The following is a 16,687-nucleotide window of genomic DNA, read 5'->3' as shown; positions in this document are numbered from 1 at the left end:
ATGATATTAAAGTGATTTTTCAAATGTCCTTTATATTTTTAAGAACTGCAAGATAACATAGAACAACCTACTTTATGACGTGCCCATTCAGGCCGTTTTGCAAACCATTTTTCGTTTTCAGGCTGCTCTTGATACGGTTTTTTGAGAAGCTGAAATAATTCGTCAATCAACTCATAGTTACCAACGTTGGCAGCGTCTATGGCTAACTGAGCCATATAATTTCTTAATACATACTTTGGGTTAACGCGTTTCATAGCCTCAGATCGTTGTGTATCGTTGGCCGTTTCCATTTGAAGTCGGTGGTTGTAATCTCCAAACCAATTGAGCCATGCCATTTTTAACGTTTCAGGAAGGCCTTCTACATTATAAAAGGCTTCACTAATCAAATCAAATCCTTCGGTGGTCATTCCCTTTTGGTAATGGCATAACTTTCTAAAAAAAATGGTCATATCCGTTTCGTATTTCAACAACAATGCCTCTAGTCTGGTTATTAAATCGGCATCGGTTTCAAGTTGTTGTACCAAACCAATTTTGCTTCGCATCATGTTGAGATAGTCCACTTCAAAATCTATTTTATACTGATTTAAGATGTTTTCAAAAGGTTTGGTTGCTTCAACTAAAGGATATAAAGCATTGGCTAATTGCAGCAAATTCCATAACGCTATATTGGGCTGATTGCCGTAACGGTAACGCTTGTTTTCGGCATCGGTAGTGTTGGGCGTCCAGTTGTATTCGAAGCCTTCAAGCCAACCACACGGTCCGTAATCTATTGTGAGGCCAAGTATAGACATGTTGTCTGTATTCATTACACCATGTACAAAGCCAACACGCTGCCAATCTATAATCATTTTAAGTGTGCGTTGCTTCACTTCTTCAAAAAACTTTTTATAAGATTCTTTGGAAGGCGAACCCAAATGTGGGTAGAAATGGTTGATGGTATAATCTGTAAGTTTCTTTAAATTTTTATAATCTTGTCGTGCGGCAAAGAATTCAAAATTTCCAAACCTTATAAAACTGGGTGCTAATCTGCAAACTATCGCGCCTTTTTCATAGTTGGCGTTGCCATCATAAAGCATATCTCTTAAAACGTCATCGCCGGTTTCAATTAAACACAAAGCTCTGGTAGTTGGCACACCCAAATGATACATGGCTTCACTACACAAATACTCTCTTATAGAAGAACGCAACACCGCCAAACCATCGCCTTGTCTAGAATAAGGTGTTTTGCCGGCACCTTTAAGCTGAAGTGCCCAACGTTGCTGGTTATGTAAGACTTCGAATAAATTGATGGCACGACCATCACCTAATTGCCCTGCCCAACTCCCAAATTGATGTCCGGCATAAGCCATGGCGTATGGTTTGGTATTTTGATAAACAGACGTTCCTGAAAATACTTCCAAAAATTGCTTTGAATTGGCATATTCAAGATTTAAACCAACAGCTTCAATCATTTCCGGAGACACATGAAGTAATTTAGGCTGCTTCGGAACTTTCGGATTTACATACGAAAAAGCCGCCTCAAATACTTGCCGAACATGGTTGTCTGTAACAGCGTCTGCCGGAAGTTCATCTATAAAGCTATTATCAATGTGTAGCTGCATCAGGTTTTAGATATGAAGCGTGTTGCGATTTTAGTTTTTGAATTTTGGGTGAAATTACAAAACTACAATAACCCTGTTCTTGATTCTGATTGTAATAATTTTGATGGTAATCTTCAGCCTCAAAAAACTTTGTAAGCGGTGAAATTTCAGTAACTATGGGATTACTGAAATAACTTTGTAATTCTGAAATCACTTGATGCGCTATTTCTTTTTGGATATCGTTATGATAAAAAATCACAGAACGATATTGTGTACCCACGTCGGCTCCCTGTCGGTTGAGCGTGGTTGGATCGTGAGTGGTCATAAAAATTTCAAGAATTGCTTGGTAAGATATGATTTCGGGATTAAAGCTCACCTGAATCACTTCGGCATGACCGGTTAAACCCGAACACACCTCCCGATAGGTAGGTTTACCCGGAACTGTTCCACCCGAATAACCCGAAACCACTTTCTCAACACCTATGACACGCTGAAAAACTGCTTCGGTACACCAAAAGCAGCCGCCGCCTATGGTGGCTATTTCTAATTTAGTTGTGCTCATGTTGGGTTTCTAAAGTGATGGACTCTGAATTAACACAATAACGCAGTCCGCTTGGTTCAGGACCATCAGGAAAGACATGACCCAAATGCGCATCGCAAGTATTGCACAAAATCTCCACGCGTATCATTCCAAAGGTAACGTCTTTTTCATACTTTACCGCATTAGGCCTATAAGGTTGTGTAAAACTTGGCCAACCAGATTTTGAATCGAATTTAATAGTAGAGTCGAACAAGGTGGTATCGCAGCACACACATTTGTATAATCCGGGATCGTGGGCGTGGCAAAGCGCGCCGGTAAAAGGTGCCTCGGTGCCCTTTTTGCGAGTGATTCTATACTGATCGTCGGTGAGCTGTTCTCGCCACTCTTGCTCAGTTTTGGTAATTGTGCGGTCCGGTTTTGGGTTGCCATTGACGGTGAAATTAATAACATCTTTCCAAGTAAGCATTTTTCTTTTTTATGTAAAGATACAATCTAAAAAAGTAAGATTTTGGAAAGAAATGTTAACTTGATAAAGTTATGTTAATCAAAAATCATTAAATGTATTCCAACTTACACCGTCACTAAAGGCTATAATAGTTCTTAAACTATTGTCGAACATAAATAATTCCGTTCTTCCATCATTGGTGAAATTTCTTTTAAAAAATAATCCCCCAGCTGAAGTTAACCTTGCTGTAAGTGCATTGTTTATGTTACGAATAATATAGATTCTGCCTGGAACATCAATGGCATTTGGCAATCTAAACTCTTGATCTTGCACCTGAGGATTAATAGATATATAAACACCATCATCTATTAATTGCAAACCAGTATCTGTTCCATTTGCTGGAAGCGTTAAATGTTTGACTGACAAATTCCCATTAATATCGAGCATACTCAAAGGAGTATCTGTATTAATTCCCACTTGCGAAAAACCGCAAAGCATCGCCAAAAACATAAGTGTCGTAATTATTGTTTTCATAATGTTCCCGTTTTAATTCTTAATTAAACTTATCGCAAAACCACCACCTTCAGCCATGTTAATTATCAATTCCGTTTGGGCATCGATAGTGGATGTTTTAGTAATTTCTAAATCAAGTGGATTCTTATCCCAATGCGCATTAATACCATCTTTATAAATTGTGGCAATGTAACTAGCGTCCGCATCCAAAAAACTAAAATCTAAAGTCAAACTTCTAGAATTTTCATCGGTGATACCACCCACAAACCAGTTCCCTGTGTTGCGTTCTTTTCTGGCAATGCTTACAAAATCACCAACCGCACCGTTTAAAACTTTGGTTGTTTCCCAATCTACGCCCACGTCTCTGATAAATTGTAATGCTTGGGGATTGGCTTCGTAGTGCTCCACCAAATCTGCAGCCATTTGCACCGGACTATAAATCACCACGTACAAAGCAAGCTGTTGCGCCAAGGTGGTATTTACCTGATTATTTTTTTTGTATTCGTCAAATTTTATATTGAAAATACCCGGTGTGAAGTCGATTGGTCCAGCTAGCATTCGGGTAAACGCTACAATGGGCAAATGCTCCGGCGGATTCCCACCATCTTCGGCCCATGCGTTAAATTCTTGTCCGCGCAAGCCTTCCCGTGAAATGGTATTGGGATAGGTTCGACGTAAACCTGTGGGTTTAATGGGTTCGTGGGCGTTGATAGCCACCTGATATTTCGCAGCCTTTTCAACGGTATTGTTATAGTGATTTACCATGTATTGTCCGTGGTGGTATTCGCCCTTCGGTAAAATTTTTCCAACGTATCCGGTTTTCACCGCATGCATTCCGTAATGCTGCATTAAGGCGAATGCGGTATCTTGTTGCTTCGTGTAGGTTTCCGTCGCTGCTGATGTCTCATGATGCATGATAATTTGCACGCCTCTCTCTTTGGCATAACGAGCAACTTCGTCAATATCGTAATCGGGATATGGTGTGATAAAATCGAATACGCCTTCACGGTCTTCAAAACCTATCCAACGTTCCCAACCGGTATTCCATCCTTCAACCAGCACACCTCCGATATTGTTTTTAGCTGAAAAATCTATAAATCGTTTTACATTTTCGGTGGTGGCGCCATGACGGCCGTGGGCTTTTCCTGTATCTTTCCATTCACCATCTATAAATTCCATACCGTAATCCCAAGACGATTTATCCAAATGCATTTCCCACCAAACGCCAGTGTATTTCATAGGTTTAAACCAAGAAACATCACCTAATTTGTTAGGCTCATTTAAATTGACAATTAGGTTGGACTCAATCAATGCTGGTGCATTATCGGTAATTTGGACGGTACGCCACGGTGTGTGAAACGGCAAACTTCTTTTCACCTTGTAATCGGTGTTTTCTGAACCGACTAAATTGCTAGTGAAACTCAAATTTTCAGTATCAACTTTTAAAGTCATATCGGAATAATCCACTAATGCGGCCTCGTGAAAACTTAGATGAACTCCATTCTCACCAACTAAAGTTACTGGTGTATTCACGGCGTTTTCGGGAATGTAAGTTTGGGCTAAATTAACATGCCCAACATATTTTAAGGCATCTATTTCGGATAGTTTTGTGGTACTGTATAAATGTTCGTAAATATCCCAATCACCAGGAAACCAAAAGGCCTTGTAATCTTGAGTGAGGTTAAATTGGGTATGCTCATCTGCAATTAAAGCTTCGGTAAAATTTGGTTGTTCAGGAAATTCGTATCTAAAACCAATACCATCGTCATACACTTTAAAAACTATATTTAGTTTTCTTTTGGCTTCTGTAGTTTCTTGCAATTCAATTTTTAGTTCATTGTAATTATTGACGACGTCTAACTGTTCGCCCCATGGCATCTGCCAGGTTTCGTTAAAAGTAGAAATCTCTGAATTAAGAATTTTTAAGTCGTTTTTTAATGGTGCAGCATTGGTAAATTCAAAACCTAAATAAGAAGTATCAATCACCACTTCGTTTTTAAAGTTTGTTATGTAAAATGCATGTCCGCTATCATCAATATTAAATTCAACAGAAATCTTGTCATTTGGGGAAGTAACAATTATGGTCGAGGCTTCTTTGGTATTACAAGCTAACACTAAACCTGCAGCTATGAAGATTATAATAAAAGTTTTCATGTGTTTGTTTTAATTATTTTTAATCGGTCACATGTAACGCCTTAATAATCATATTCCTACGTGTCAATATTTTTACGTAGGCGTTTCATTTGTTAATATTTTGGTTTTTAGACCTTACAGTCCCGAAGCTTCGGGATTAAAAACCTGTGAGGTCTTAAAATTAAAAGTTCTTAAAAATCCTTTTCCAAAAGCACAATGTCAAATTCACTATCAATAGATACGCTTCCATTTTTAACGGTTGCTCTTTCACCTGAATAAGCATCGTGCAATTGGTCTCCATCTTGAAATACTTTAGATACATCGATGAGTTTTCCTCCTTTATGAACATCAATTCCTACCACCACAAGGTCTTGGTAATCTCCTTTTGTGTAACTTCTGTAGAAATAATAGGGTTGCTGTGTAATCATTTGATGGATTCCGGCGCCAAGGGCAGGATGCTTGGCTCTAAATTGGCCTAATTTCTGCCAATGGGTCAAAATTTCAGCTGTTTTTTCATCGTTTTGAATCTCATCCCAATTCATAAAAGAACGTAAGGTGGCATCACCTTCGGTGCCTTCAATAATGAGCGATCTGGCCGATTCATCACCGTAATACATTTGGGAAGCTCCGGGCGATAACAGTAATTTTGTGGCGGTTTCAAATGCTTTATTTCTCTCGGCATCAAAGGGTTGACCATCGTCATGCGACGTGAGATAATTAAGGGTTCCAAAGTCTTTCAAGTCGGTTGTGAGAATGTTGTGATATTTTTTATACAACACTTCATAAGTCATTCGTTGTGCATCCCACTTAAATTCAAAATTGATTAAACTCTGAAATGCATCTTCAAAATAATTCACTTTTCTATCCCCAAAATCGAAGAATTGTCCGCCACTTACGCCGTAGTTGTAAACTTCACCAACCATATAAAAATCGTTGTCATCCAATACCTTGTCGGGGTTGTTCTTTTTAAACTCGGCAAAAGCGTAATCACATTCCACTTTAAATTCTTGCCAAACATATTCCTCTGTATGTTTAACCGTATCAACTCTGTACCCATCAATTCCATATTTGGTGATATAATCTGTAAGCCATTTCATGATATAAAATCGCGGTGCACGAGGATGACCAGTGCGTTCAAAAAAGGCATCCAATTCGGCTACTTCTTGATCGTATCTGCCTTCGGCTTTCCATTTTTCGACTAATTGTGGTGGTAATTCAACATCTTCGTTACTTTCGGTTCTTATATCGGGAAGATTTTGAACCAAAGTACAGGTTACGGTGCTGTTATAATCCTCATACTTACAGGCGATATCGTTGCGCACCCATTCTTTTGGCCAAACTGGGTCTTTATCAGTCACCGGACCTGTATGATTAATCACTGCATCCAGCAAAATTCTAATGCCGTTTTTGTGTGCTGCATCAACAAGCTCTTTTAAATCCTCGACTGTGCCAAAATTAGGGTCGATAGCCGTCCAATCCTTGGTCCAGTAACCATGGTATGCGTAGGTATTGCCTGTTCCTTCATTAGTTGCACCGTGAATTTGCTCAACAATAGGTGTCATCCAAATGGCATTTATACCCAATTTATTGAAATAGCCTTCTTCTATTTTTTGGATAATGCCCCTTAAGTCACCACCTTCAAAACCACGCAACTTCCCAGTTTCTGAATCCCGATTAAAATTGACATCGTTTGTGGTATCGCCGTTATTAAAACGATCGGTTAATAAAAAATAAATATTAGCGCCTTCCCACACAAATGCTTGGGACTGGCTAATTTGATTCACTTCATTCTGACTCGCTATATCGCTATTCTTTTTAACAGTGTCATTACAATTCAAAAGCATGAGCGAAATGACTAATATGTATGTAAAATGTTTCATCTATTGAAATTTATTTGTTTTTAAGTGCACGTCTCGAAAGCTTTCCTAGTGTCGACTAATATATTGGTTAGTCCCAAAAACTGTTATGACTTTTTTAATACTACAAGTTTAATTTGAGAATAAATGACTCCAAAGGTTTTAAATTTATTTGCATTGAACCTATGCCTCTTTCGACTTTTAATTGGGTTTTGTACTGATTGTAAAGTGCGTCTTCTAATTCGTAATCGCCATCGGCTAAATTCCAACTATCGATAATATTTTTGGGAATTTTTAAGTTAAATTGCATGTCGCTTTCTGCATCAAAATTATTGATCACCACTAATTGTTCAAAATCACTCCAACGTGCGAACGACAAAACCTTATCGTTATAATTCTCGGTATTGTTGCGGTTATAATTGTGTAAATCTTCATAGTCACCCATCAATGCTTCACTGTTGATTGTGAAGTTTAAAAGACGCTTATAAAAATCTCGAAGATTTTTTTCTTGCTCATTTAATCTTGCGCCATCAAAAGCCTTGTTATTGACCCAACGTTGATAAGTTGGTACACCAATATAGTCAAAAATTGAAGTTCTGGAAGGTTTTCCAAATCCTGCATCTTCGACTCCTGGTTCACCCAATTCCTGACCAAAATACACCAAAGTAGGGGAAGTGCTTATGGTAGCAGAAACCACCATGGCAGGCTTGCCCTTTGTAGCATCACCAGCAAATTCAGGACTGGCAATGCGTTGCTCGTCGTGGTTTTCAAGGAAATGTAACATATGGTGCTCAATGTCTTTCAAATCGTCTTGTATAGGCGGAATATGGTCGGTTTTACCATGACCTTGCATCACATTTTTTAGGGTGTCGTACAACTGAACTTTGTCGTACAAATAATCCATTTTTCCTTTTTTGATGTATTCACGATACAACTGCGGTTGGTAAACCTCAGCCAGCAAAAAAGCCTTAGGATTTTTCATTTTTATAGCCGAATTCATATAACTCCAAAACTCAACGGGTACCATTTCTGCCATATCAAAACGGAAACCGTCAACGCCCTTTTCAATCCAATAGAGCGCAATATCCTTGAATTTTAACCAAGAATCAGGCACGGTTTTATCACTCCAAAATTCAAAATGAGCCTTGTAATGTTCATTGTCAAATCCTTCTGGCAATTCGTCATAATCCTTTTGGCCGTCAGGTGAAATACCGTAATTTATTTTGATGGTTTCATACCAATCATTCATATCGGGTTGCGACAATCGCGAGCCATTGCCCGTCCATTTTGCTGGATTTTCATCAAACTTACCGTCGGAAAGTGGATGCGAGTCACCTCCTAAGGGCTGATAACCATCCTTCCATTCTGGCACCTGAAATGCTTCGCCAGGATTGTAGTAAAAATTATTATTAACATGATAGCTTACTGAAGTATCATCATTGAAACCAAAATCCTTCACACCATCTGGATTGGTTAAACTATGGTAATTTCTCGCCACGTGATTGGGCACTATATCAATAAGTACCTTCATGCCAGCGATGTGGGTGCGCTCTATTAAAGCTTCAAACTCTTGTAAACGATTCGCAACATTAACTGCCAAATCAGGATTGACATTGTAGTAATCTTTAACCGCGTAGGGTGAGCCAGCTCTACCCTTAACCACATCGGGGTCGTCGTTTGAGATGCCGTATTGGGTGTAATCGGTTATCACATCGTGGTGCGGCACACCGGTATACCAAATGTGTGTGACACCTAAATCTTTTATTTCTTGAAGTGCCTGAGCAGTAAAATCATCAAACTTTCCAACACCGTTTTCTTCTAGAGTTCCCCAAGGTTTATTAGTTGAATTTGTATTGCCGAATAAACGGGTAAATACTTGATATACGACTTCTTTTTTCTTTAATTCACGATTTGTCATAGTTGGTTCAGGGGTCTGTTTTGGTTCGTCCTTACAAGCAAAACAAAGCGTAAATACTAACAAAATTGATGTAAATAGTGTTTTGTTCATAAGTGTTATTTTTTAAGTTTGATGATGATTTCCAATTCTTGTTCCGGATTCCAAGTAACAGGAACCATCAAATTATTTTTACTTTCATTCCAATTCACAACCACTCGCTTGCCATCAATTTTAATACGTCGTGGCTGTTTTTGTATATTGTGAATAATTAACTGTATTTGCTTTGTGGCTGAACTGTAGTTCTCTTCAACCTCCGCTTCAAATTCAATTTCTAAGGTGTTTCGTTTTAGTTCGGCTTCAAACTCCAACACTTCGTAAGCGTCATTTTCATATGCCATAGCACTTAAACCATCGTCGTTATAAAATTCACGTTCACTTTCATCTACAGACCGATGAAAATAATAATGTAAATCAAAGTTATTTATATTATATCCTATGGTGTTTTGCATAGGTTTTGCCATAGGAATAAATGCTCCTGCACGCACAAAAGTTGGGATCGTGGTTTCATTTAAAGCAACGACATGGGTTTTTCCTCCTTCATACAAGGTATCAGAATTAAAATCAAACCACAGTTGATCCTTCGGAAAATAAACGTCTTGTGTTCTTTTTCCTGCTTCCAAAACTGGAGACACTAAAATATCTTTCCCCCATAAGTACGAGGTTGAATAGTTGAACAGTTCAGGGTTTTCATCCTCAAAAAACAATGGCCGCATTAACGGTGTGCCGTTTTTATAATTTTCAAACATCAAATTATAATTATAGGGCAATAATTTGTAGCGCAATTCAATGGCTTGTTTAGACAGAGCTTTGGCTTTTTCACTTCTAAAAACAGGTTCACTCGGTACATCTTCTTGCGCATGAGGACGAAATATAGGCTGAAAAACGCCATATTGTAGCCAGCGCACATACAACTCATCATCGAGATTGGCACCAGCAAATCCGCCCAAATCGCTGTGCATATATGCCAAACCTTGCATGCCCATTTGAAGGGCAATTTCTGGCTGACTTTGTAAACCACCCCAAGTTCTGTTCACATCGCCCGACCAAGGAATGAGTCCGTAACGCTGCGACCCCGAATAGCCTGCACGCATTAAAATAAAGGGACGCATTTCAGGGAAGTCACGTTGATAACCTTCAAAAACCAATCGCGCCCAATCATGACCATAAATGTTGTGCACCTCATCGGCAGTGCCAGTGTGATGAATCAAGCTTGAAGGATGCACTTCGGGTTCGCCCAAATCACCCCAAACGCCTGCCACGCCTTTGTTGGCTAAATCTCTATAGATATTCCAAAACCATTGCTCGGCCTTGGGATTGTAAATATCTATTAAACCAGTATTGCCGAAATAAAAATCGTAGGTGTATGGATTTCCAAGTGAGTCTTTTGCTAAAACTTCTTGTTCAATTGCTTCCTGCCAACGCTTAGAAGTGGTCAATATAAATGGTTCGGTAATAAGAATGGTTTTCACACCTTGCTGTTTCAGCCTGCCCACCATATCTTCAAAATCTGGAAACGAATCGCGATCAACTTCTAAATTACCCATGGTGCCTTGCACTTCTTTTCCAAACCAATACAAGTCTAAAATAATGGCATCCACAGGAATTTCTGCATCCTTAAAAGCCTTAATAGTAGCTTCAGTTTCGTATTGTGAATGGTATCCGAAACGGCTTGAAAAATTACCTAATGCCCAACGTGGCGGCATGGGTTGCTTTCCAGTTAAATCGGTATACGCGTCTAAAAGGTCATACCAAGAATCTTCGGCAATCACCTGATAGGTTTTTCTTCCTGAAATGGTTTCGTAAGTAAGTGTATTGTCGGATTTGCTGTCGAGGTCTAAAAATCCGATGGGTGCATTGTCAAAATGAACCATGTATTTCTGAGAGGACAAGATTATTGGCATTGTAAAGTTCATCAACTCCGAGTGTGTTTCATAGCCATAATGTGCACGATTGTAAAGTTGTAATCTATGCCCACGACGGTTCATCCCTAATGCTCTTGCACCACCTCCATAAAGCACTTCGTCTTTGGTGAGGTTGAATTGAATAGTTTCTAAACTGTCGTTTTTAATGTATCCATTCTTTTCGGAAATCAAGAATTTATCTTTGTAGTAATAAGAAATTTGAAAGGGTTGTTTTTGAATTAACACTGAACTGTTTTTGGTTGCGTAACTAACCTGATCATCCGAAATTTCCAATGTTGTAGATACTTCCTTTGGATTCAAAACCACAGCATGTGATGTTGAATTAAAAGTTTCTCCAAATGGAATAAAAGTGGTTTCAATAATATTTTTCGAATAGGGTTTAATTTGATAAATCCCATTACTAACCTTCACCTCCAAATATGTTGCTTTATCTTCTGCACTCACAAACAAGCGATCTTTATTTTGTCCAATTACAAAAATTGAGAATATTAGGGCCGCTATGTTTATAAAGCATTTACTCATTTGTACTTAGTAAAAAAATTAGTGGTATATCGAGTCGTTGATTCCACGAATTTTCAGAATGGTCGGTTCCTGTAAATTCTATATTGCGAGAATCTTGATGGGTATAACCCTTTTCCGCCAAAATACTGTCTACCCTTGGTGCATGTACTGGATAATATTGATCTAATGTTTCAGTACCGTAATCAAAATAAAGTTTATGAGTTCCCGCTTCGGGCAAGGTATTTTCTATATACTTAAATATGGCATCGGGATGTGGATTCTTCTCCGATGGCATAACACCTGGCCAATGGGTTGAAAGACATGCAGCCCCACCAAAAACATCAGGATATTCAGAAACTGCATACATACTCATTAAGCCACCCATACTGGAACCAGCAACAACAGTGTTTGCCTTATCGGCAAAAACATTAAACTTATTATCTATAAAAGGTTTAAGTTCTTCTACCAAAAACTTTAAATAATCATCACCTTGCATTTTAATGTTGATGCCTTTAGATGAAGCCGTTGTAAATATAGAATCTCGAATGTTTACAGGCATGTAGTCAAATGCCTTTTGCGGATATAAATCTTGCCATCTAATTTTGGGAATGTTGTGAATACCAACTACAATAAAATTCTTTGTTTTGTTATCATTCATCAGTTTACTTGCCCATTCATCAACTTTCCATTCTTGTTGGTTCCAAGTGGTAGTTGAATCAAATAACATTTGCCCGTCGTGCATATAAAGTACAGCAAATTTTTTAGTGTTGTCGTAATTAGATGGCAGCCATATATCCACCGCACGTGGCACTATGTAGACAGAAGGAAACGAATCAATTCTAAATAATTCTCCAGCGTACAAAGTTGCCTCGGATAATAATTGCGCCGCTATTTCTGGAGCGCTTTCATCTACAACCGTTGGTTTTTGTTGGTTTTTGCAACCTTGTAAGAAAACCAACAAGGCAGCCGTGTAAACTAATTTTATCATAACCTTGTACTAAATATATAACTGCCTTTTTTGTTCAATTCTATGGTATCCTTCCATTCCACCGAATAACCTTCTATAATATTTCTGAAGCGCTTACCTTCTAAACCTAGTTCTTTAAATCTTTCTAAATCTAAATTGATAGGTGTGTCATTTTTATTGAGAATATGCATTACTATTTCAGCATCCAGTATTCTGAACAACACGTAAATATTATTTTCAGGTGCAAAATGAATGGTTTTTCCTTCATGAATCGCTTTTGATAGCTTGCGATAATTCAATAACTTTTTCAGGTATTCCTGCATATCTAAAGCTTCTGCTGATAAACCTTCGCCTGTAATAGCATTGACTGCATCGCCTTGCCAACCGCCAGGGAAATCGGTGCGAATTAAACCATGATCGCCAGGTTTAGCCGTGTTTTGCATTAAAATTTCGGTACCGTAATAAATCTGCGGGGTTCTTGGCAACATCAGCATAAAACTTAAAGTCATTTTGGTATGGGTAATGTTTTCATCAAACTGGGTAAAAACTCTGTCCATATCGTGATTGTCTGGAAATACCAGTAAATTTTCGGGGGATGGATAATGAAAATCGTTCGACAATCCATCGTAAATTTTAACCAAACCTGTGCCCCAAGTTTCGGGCTCGGTGATGCCGGCAACCAAATGATCTTTCATAGCAAAATCCATCGTGGATTTTAAGTTAGACTCATAACCATCCTTATTGTTGGCGCCTTGTTGCCAGTAGGCAATAAGTAACGGATTATTGCTCCATTCTTCTCCAACAATATTGAAGTTTGGATATTCCTTCATAATAGCGCCAGCCCAATTGGACATAAAATTCTTATCAGGATATGGATAGGTATCTTGACGAATGCCTCCAAGTTCTAAAGTTTCAACCCACCAAATACTATTTTGGATAAGGTAGGTGGCCAAAAACGGATTTTGCTGATTTAAATCGGGCATACTGCTAACAAACCAGCCTTTGCTCATTAAGGCGCGATCTGCTTCTGCGGCATAACTATCTTGATTAACCGTTCTGCGGTGGTTAGAGGTGATGAGTTTTTCGCCATCTAAATATTCCTTTTGAAAATTTAACCAATCCTTAAACGGTAAATCTTCCATCCACCAATGATAGCTACCACAATGGTTAGCTACTTGATCCATCACCAGTTTTATACCTCTTTTTTGAGCTTCCTTTGATAAGTTGATGTATTCTTCTAGGGTTCCAAAACGCGGATCCACCTCATAAAAATCTGTCATGGCATAACCGTGATACGAGGCTTGTGGCATATCGTTGGTAAGCAACGGACCTGGCCAGATGGCGGTGAACCCCATGTCCTTAATATAATCTAAATGCTGGGTGATGCCTTCAATATCCCCACCATGCCTGGCGTAGTCGTTAGTTCTGTCAACGGCTGTTTCGCGTAATCCTTCAACCCTGTCGTTTTCTGGATTGGCATTGGCAAACCTATCGGGCGTGATAAGGTACATTACATCACTACTATTAAAACCGATAAAATCCTTGGCTGATTTTACGCGTTGTTGCAATCTATAGGTTTGTCGAAGTAGGTCTCCTTTATCATTTTCGAATACAATATTGAAGGCACCTGCTGTAGCCGTTTCATCAATATCAACATCGATAAATAAATAATTTGGACTATCAGCTTTGTTAATTTTCTCAATTGAAACACCGTTGTAATCGATTCTTGGCGAATAATTACCAATACCGTCATGCTTAACCATTAATTGAAGCTTCTGATTTTTAAAACCAATCCACCAATTAGGTGGTTCTAACCTTTCAATATCATTAAATTCTTCAACTGTTTCAGAGGAAGCAATTACAGCTTCACTATCCTTTTCAGGAATCTGGTTGCATGACCATCCTAAAATTAATAAGAGGACAAAAGAATAGGTTGCTAGTTTTTTCATGTTAAATTGTTTAAATAGATACCAAATTATTAGGTGAAATAAGCACCGTTTTACCATGAACCAAAATGCTTAAATCCTCATTCCCATCAAGTTCAAACTTCGTGTCTTGATGACTCACCATGACCTTCAAAATTTGATGACGGAAATTCACTTTAAAGGAATAAGCATCCCATTGGTTTGGGATTTTTGGTTCAAATGACAATTGATTGTTCTTAATGCGCATACCGCCAAAACCTTCCACAATACTCATCCAAGTTCCTGCCATTGAAGTAATATGCAAACCTTCGTGAACTTCGTGGTTATAGTCGTCTAAATCTAACCTCGAGGTTCTTAAATAAAAGGTGTAAGCCTGATCCATCTGCCCCAATTTAGCTGCTTGAATACTATGAACGCAAGGCGACAATGAGCTTTCATGCACCGTGAATGGCTCGTAAAAATCAAAATGACGCTTGAGTTCCTCAGTACTGAAATGGTCTTCAAAAAAGTAAAAACCTTGAAGCGTATCGGCTTGTTTGATATAAGGCGAACGCAAAATACGATCCCAACTCCATTTTTGATTGATAGGTCTTTGAGATTTATCAAGATTGGCAACTGTTACCAATTCTTTATCTAAAAATCCATCTTGTTGTAAATAAATATTGTGTTCATCTGAAAAAGGAAAATACATAGTATCGGCCACAGCTTTCCATTGTTCAATTTCAGCTTGAGACAAACGCGTTTTGTTCATGATTCGCGTGTAATCGGAAGCGAATTCTTTTTCAACTCTGGCAATATTTTCTATTGCGTAATCAATACACCACTTGGCAATGTAATTGGTGTACCAGTTATTATTAACATTGTTTTCGTATTCATTTGGTCCAGTAACTCCCAGAATTACATATTTGTTTTTATGTGTTGAAAACGTCGCGCGCTGCTGCCAGAATCGGGCAATAGCAATAAGCACTTCCAAACCTTTTTCTGGAATATAACTGTAATCGCCGGTATAGCGATGGTAGTTAAAAATAGCAAACGCAATTGCGCCATTACGGTGAATTTCTTCAAAGGTGATTTCCCATTCGTTATGGCATTCCTCACCATTCATTGTTACCATTGGGTACAAAGCTGCACCGTTTGAAAAGCCTAATTTCTCGGCATTCTCTATGGCTTTCTGTAAATGGTTGTATCGGTATGCTAATAAATTCCTCGCCACACTTTGATCTTTGGTGGCCATGTAAAACGGAATGCAGTATGCCTCCGTATCCCAATAAGTACTACCGCCGTATTTTTCGCCTGTGAATCCTTTCGGACCGATGTTTAAACTGGCATCGGTCCCTAAATAAGTTTGATTGAGGTGATAAATATTAAAGCGAATACCTTGCTGCGCTTTTACATCGCCATCAATAGTAATATCGGCCATTTCCCAGATTTTTGCCCAAGCATCTTTTTGCATGGTCAATAAAGTATCAAATCCAAAATCGGTAGCCTTTTTTAAGGCCGTTTTTGCCGCTTGAACCAATTCAACTTTTGGATGATTTCTATCTACTGTATAACCACCAAATTTATGAATGCCATAGGTTTGATGTTGTTTAACCTTGTGCTTATAACTAAAGGTCGTGGTAGTAGCGTCCGCCTGAATTTTTGGCTCTATTAACAGTGTTTTACCATCGATAAAAACTTCCGACTCCATAAAAGCACAAACATAAAAATCCGTTTTCATGGTTTTTGCCTGAATAAAAGCTTGGTGATTGTCGTGGCTCACATTAAGCGTATCCCAAAACTTGTCGTCCCAGTTTGTGTCTTCGTTGGTAATACCGCTATCTAAATAAGGTTCAAAAGTAATTTCAGCATCACCATTTAGCGGCGTCACTTCGTATTTAATAGCGCCAATTTCATCTAAATCCAAACTTAAAAAACGCTTGGTATTTACTTTAACTTCTACATTGTTGGGCAGCACAGCTTCGAAACTTCTAGAGAGCCAGCCCTCTTTCATGTTCAGCTCTCTTTTAAAATTTGAAACCTTGGTAGAAGTATGCAAATCCAAATACACGCCGTTTATCAGAACTTTAATTCCAATCCAGTTTGGGGCATTGAGTACTTTGGCAAAATATTCTGGATAGCCGTTTTTCCACCAGCCAACACGGGTTTTGTCTGGATAATAAACGCCAGCAATATAACTGCCCTGGAAAGTGGCACCACTAAAAGTTTCTTCAAAGTTGGCCCGTTGACCCATAGCGCCGTTTCCGAGGCTAAAGATACTTTCGGACGATTCAACTAAGTCAGGATTAAATCCTTCTTCTAAAATAGACCAATTGTTTGGTATGATATAATCTAAGTTCATTTTTTT

11 protein-coding genes are annotated in these 16,687 nt (G+C 38.5%); all 11 read right to left on the bottom strand.

Annotation, left to right across the window (positions count from 1 at the left end):
* Nucleotides 1-38: 38 nt before the first annotated feature.
* The 11 genes from V7Z48_RS06395 to V7Z48_RS06345 all read right to left on the bottom strand — a co-directional run bounded on the left by V7Z48_RS06395 (nt 39) and on the right by V7Z48_RS06345 (nt 16,681).
* A complete protein-coding gene (locus V7Z48_RS06395; protein ID WP_334112569.1) occupies nt 39-1,601 on the bottom strand; it encodes a protein adenylyltransferase SelO in 1,563 nt (520 codons plus the stop codon).
* Nucleotides 1,585-2,142, bottom strand: coding sequence for a peptide-methionine (S)-S-oxide reductase MsrA (gene msrA, locus V7Z48_RS06390; RefSeq protein ID WP_334112568.1), 558 nt, complete (start codon nt 2,140-2,142; stop codon nt 1,585-1,587). The genes V7Z48_RS06395 and msrA overlap by 17 nt, the downstream gene beginning before the upstream one ends.
* Complete coding sequence (gene msrB, locus V7Z48_RS06385) at nt 2,129-2,587, bottom strand: peptide-methionine (R)-S-oxide reductase MsrB (protein ID WP_334112567.1); 459 nt, start codon at nt 2,585-2,587, stop codon at nt 2,129-2,131. The genes msrA and msrB overlap by 14 nt, the downstream gene beginning before the upstream one ends.
* A gap of 78 nt (nt 2,588-2,665) precedes the next feature.
* Complete coding sequence (locus tag V7Z48_RS06380) at nt 2,666-3,100, bottom strand: hypothetical protein (protein WP_334112566.1); 435 nt, start codon at nt 3,098-3,100, stop codon at nt 2,666-2,668.
* A gap of 12 nt (nt 3,101-3,112) precedes the next feature.
* Complete coding sequence (locus tag V7Z48_RS06375; protein WP_334112565.1) at nt 3,113-5,233, bottom strand: glycoside hydrolase family 97 protein; 2,121 nt, start codon at nt 5,231-5,233, stop codon at nt 3,113-3,115.
* Nucleotides 5,234-5,403: 170 nt separating this feature from the next.
* The gene (locus tag V7Z48_RS06370) at nt 5,404-7,092 is read right to left on the bottom strand and encodes an alpha-amylase family glycosyl hydrolase (RefSeq protein WP_334112564.1); all 1,689 of its coding nucleotides are present in this window, start codon (nt 7,090-7,092) and stop codon (nt 5,404-5,406) included.
* Between the two features lie 100 nt (nt 7,093-7,192).
* The gene (locus V7Z48_RS06365; protein WP_428849835.1) at nt 7,193-9,076 is read right to left on the bottom strand and encodes an alpha-amylase family glycosyl hydrolase; all 1,884 of its coding nucleotides are present in this window, start codon (nt 9,074-9,076) and stop codon (nt 7,193-7,195) included.
* A gap of 5 nt (nt 9,077-9,081) precedes the next feature.
* A complete protein-coding gene (locus tag V7Z48_RS06360; RefSeq protein ID WP_334112563.1) occupies nt 9,082-11,469 on the bottom strand; it encodes a glycoside hydrolase family 31 protein in 2,388 nt (795 codons plus the stop codon).
* Nucleotides 11,462-12,436, bottom strand: a complete 975-nt coding sequence (locus V7Z48_RS06355; protein WP_334112562.1) for an alpha/beta hydrolase — start codon at nt 12,434-12,436, stop codon at nt 11,462-11,464. Before V7Z48_RS06355 ends, V7Z48_RS06360 begins: the two co-directional genes overlap by 8 nt.
* Entirely contained in the window at nt 12,433-14,364 is a 1,932-nt protein-coding gene (locus tag V7Z48_RS06350) for a glycoside hydrolase family 13 protein (RefSeq protein ID WP_334112561.1), read from the bottom strand. The genes V7Z48_RS06355 and V7Z48_RS06350 overlap by 4 nt, the downstream gene beginning before the upstream one ends.
* A gap of 10 nt (nt 14,365-14,374) precedes the next feature.
* On the bottom strand, nt 14,375-16,681 hold the full coding sequence (locus V7Z48_RS06345) for a glycoside hydrolase family 65 protein (protein WP_334112560.1): 2,307 nt from the start codon (nt 16,679-16,681) through the stop codon (nt 14,375-14,377).
* Nucleotides 16,682-16,687 lie beyond the last annotated feature (6 nt).

It is taken from the genome of Paucihalobacter sp., from assembly GCF_036825875.1.
Lineage (GTDB): Bacteria > Bacteroidota > Bacteroidia > Flavobacteriales > Flavobacteriaceae > Paucihalobacter.
This window is presented reverse-complemented; position numbering and strand designations above follow the sequence as displayed.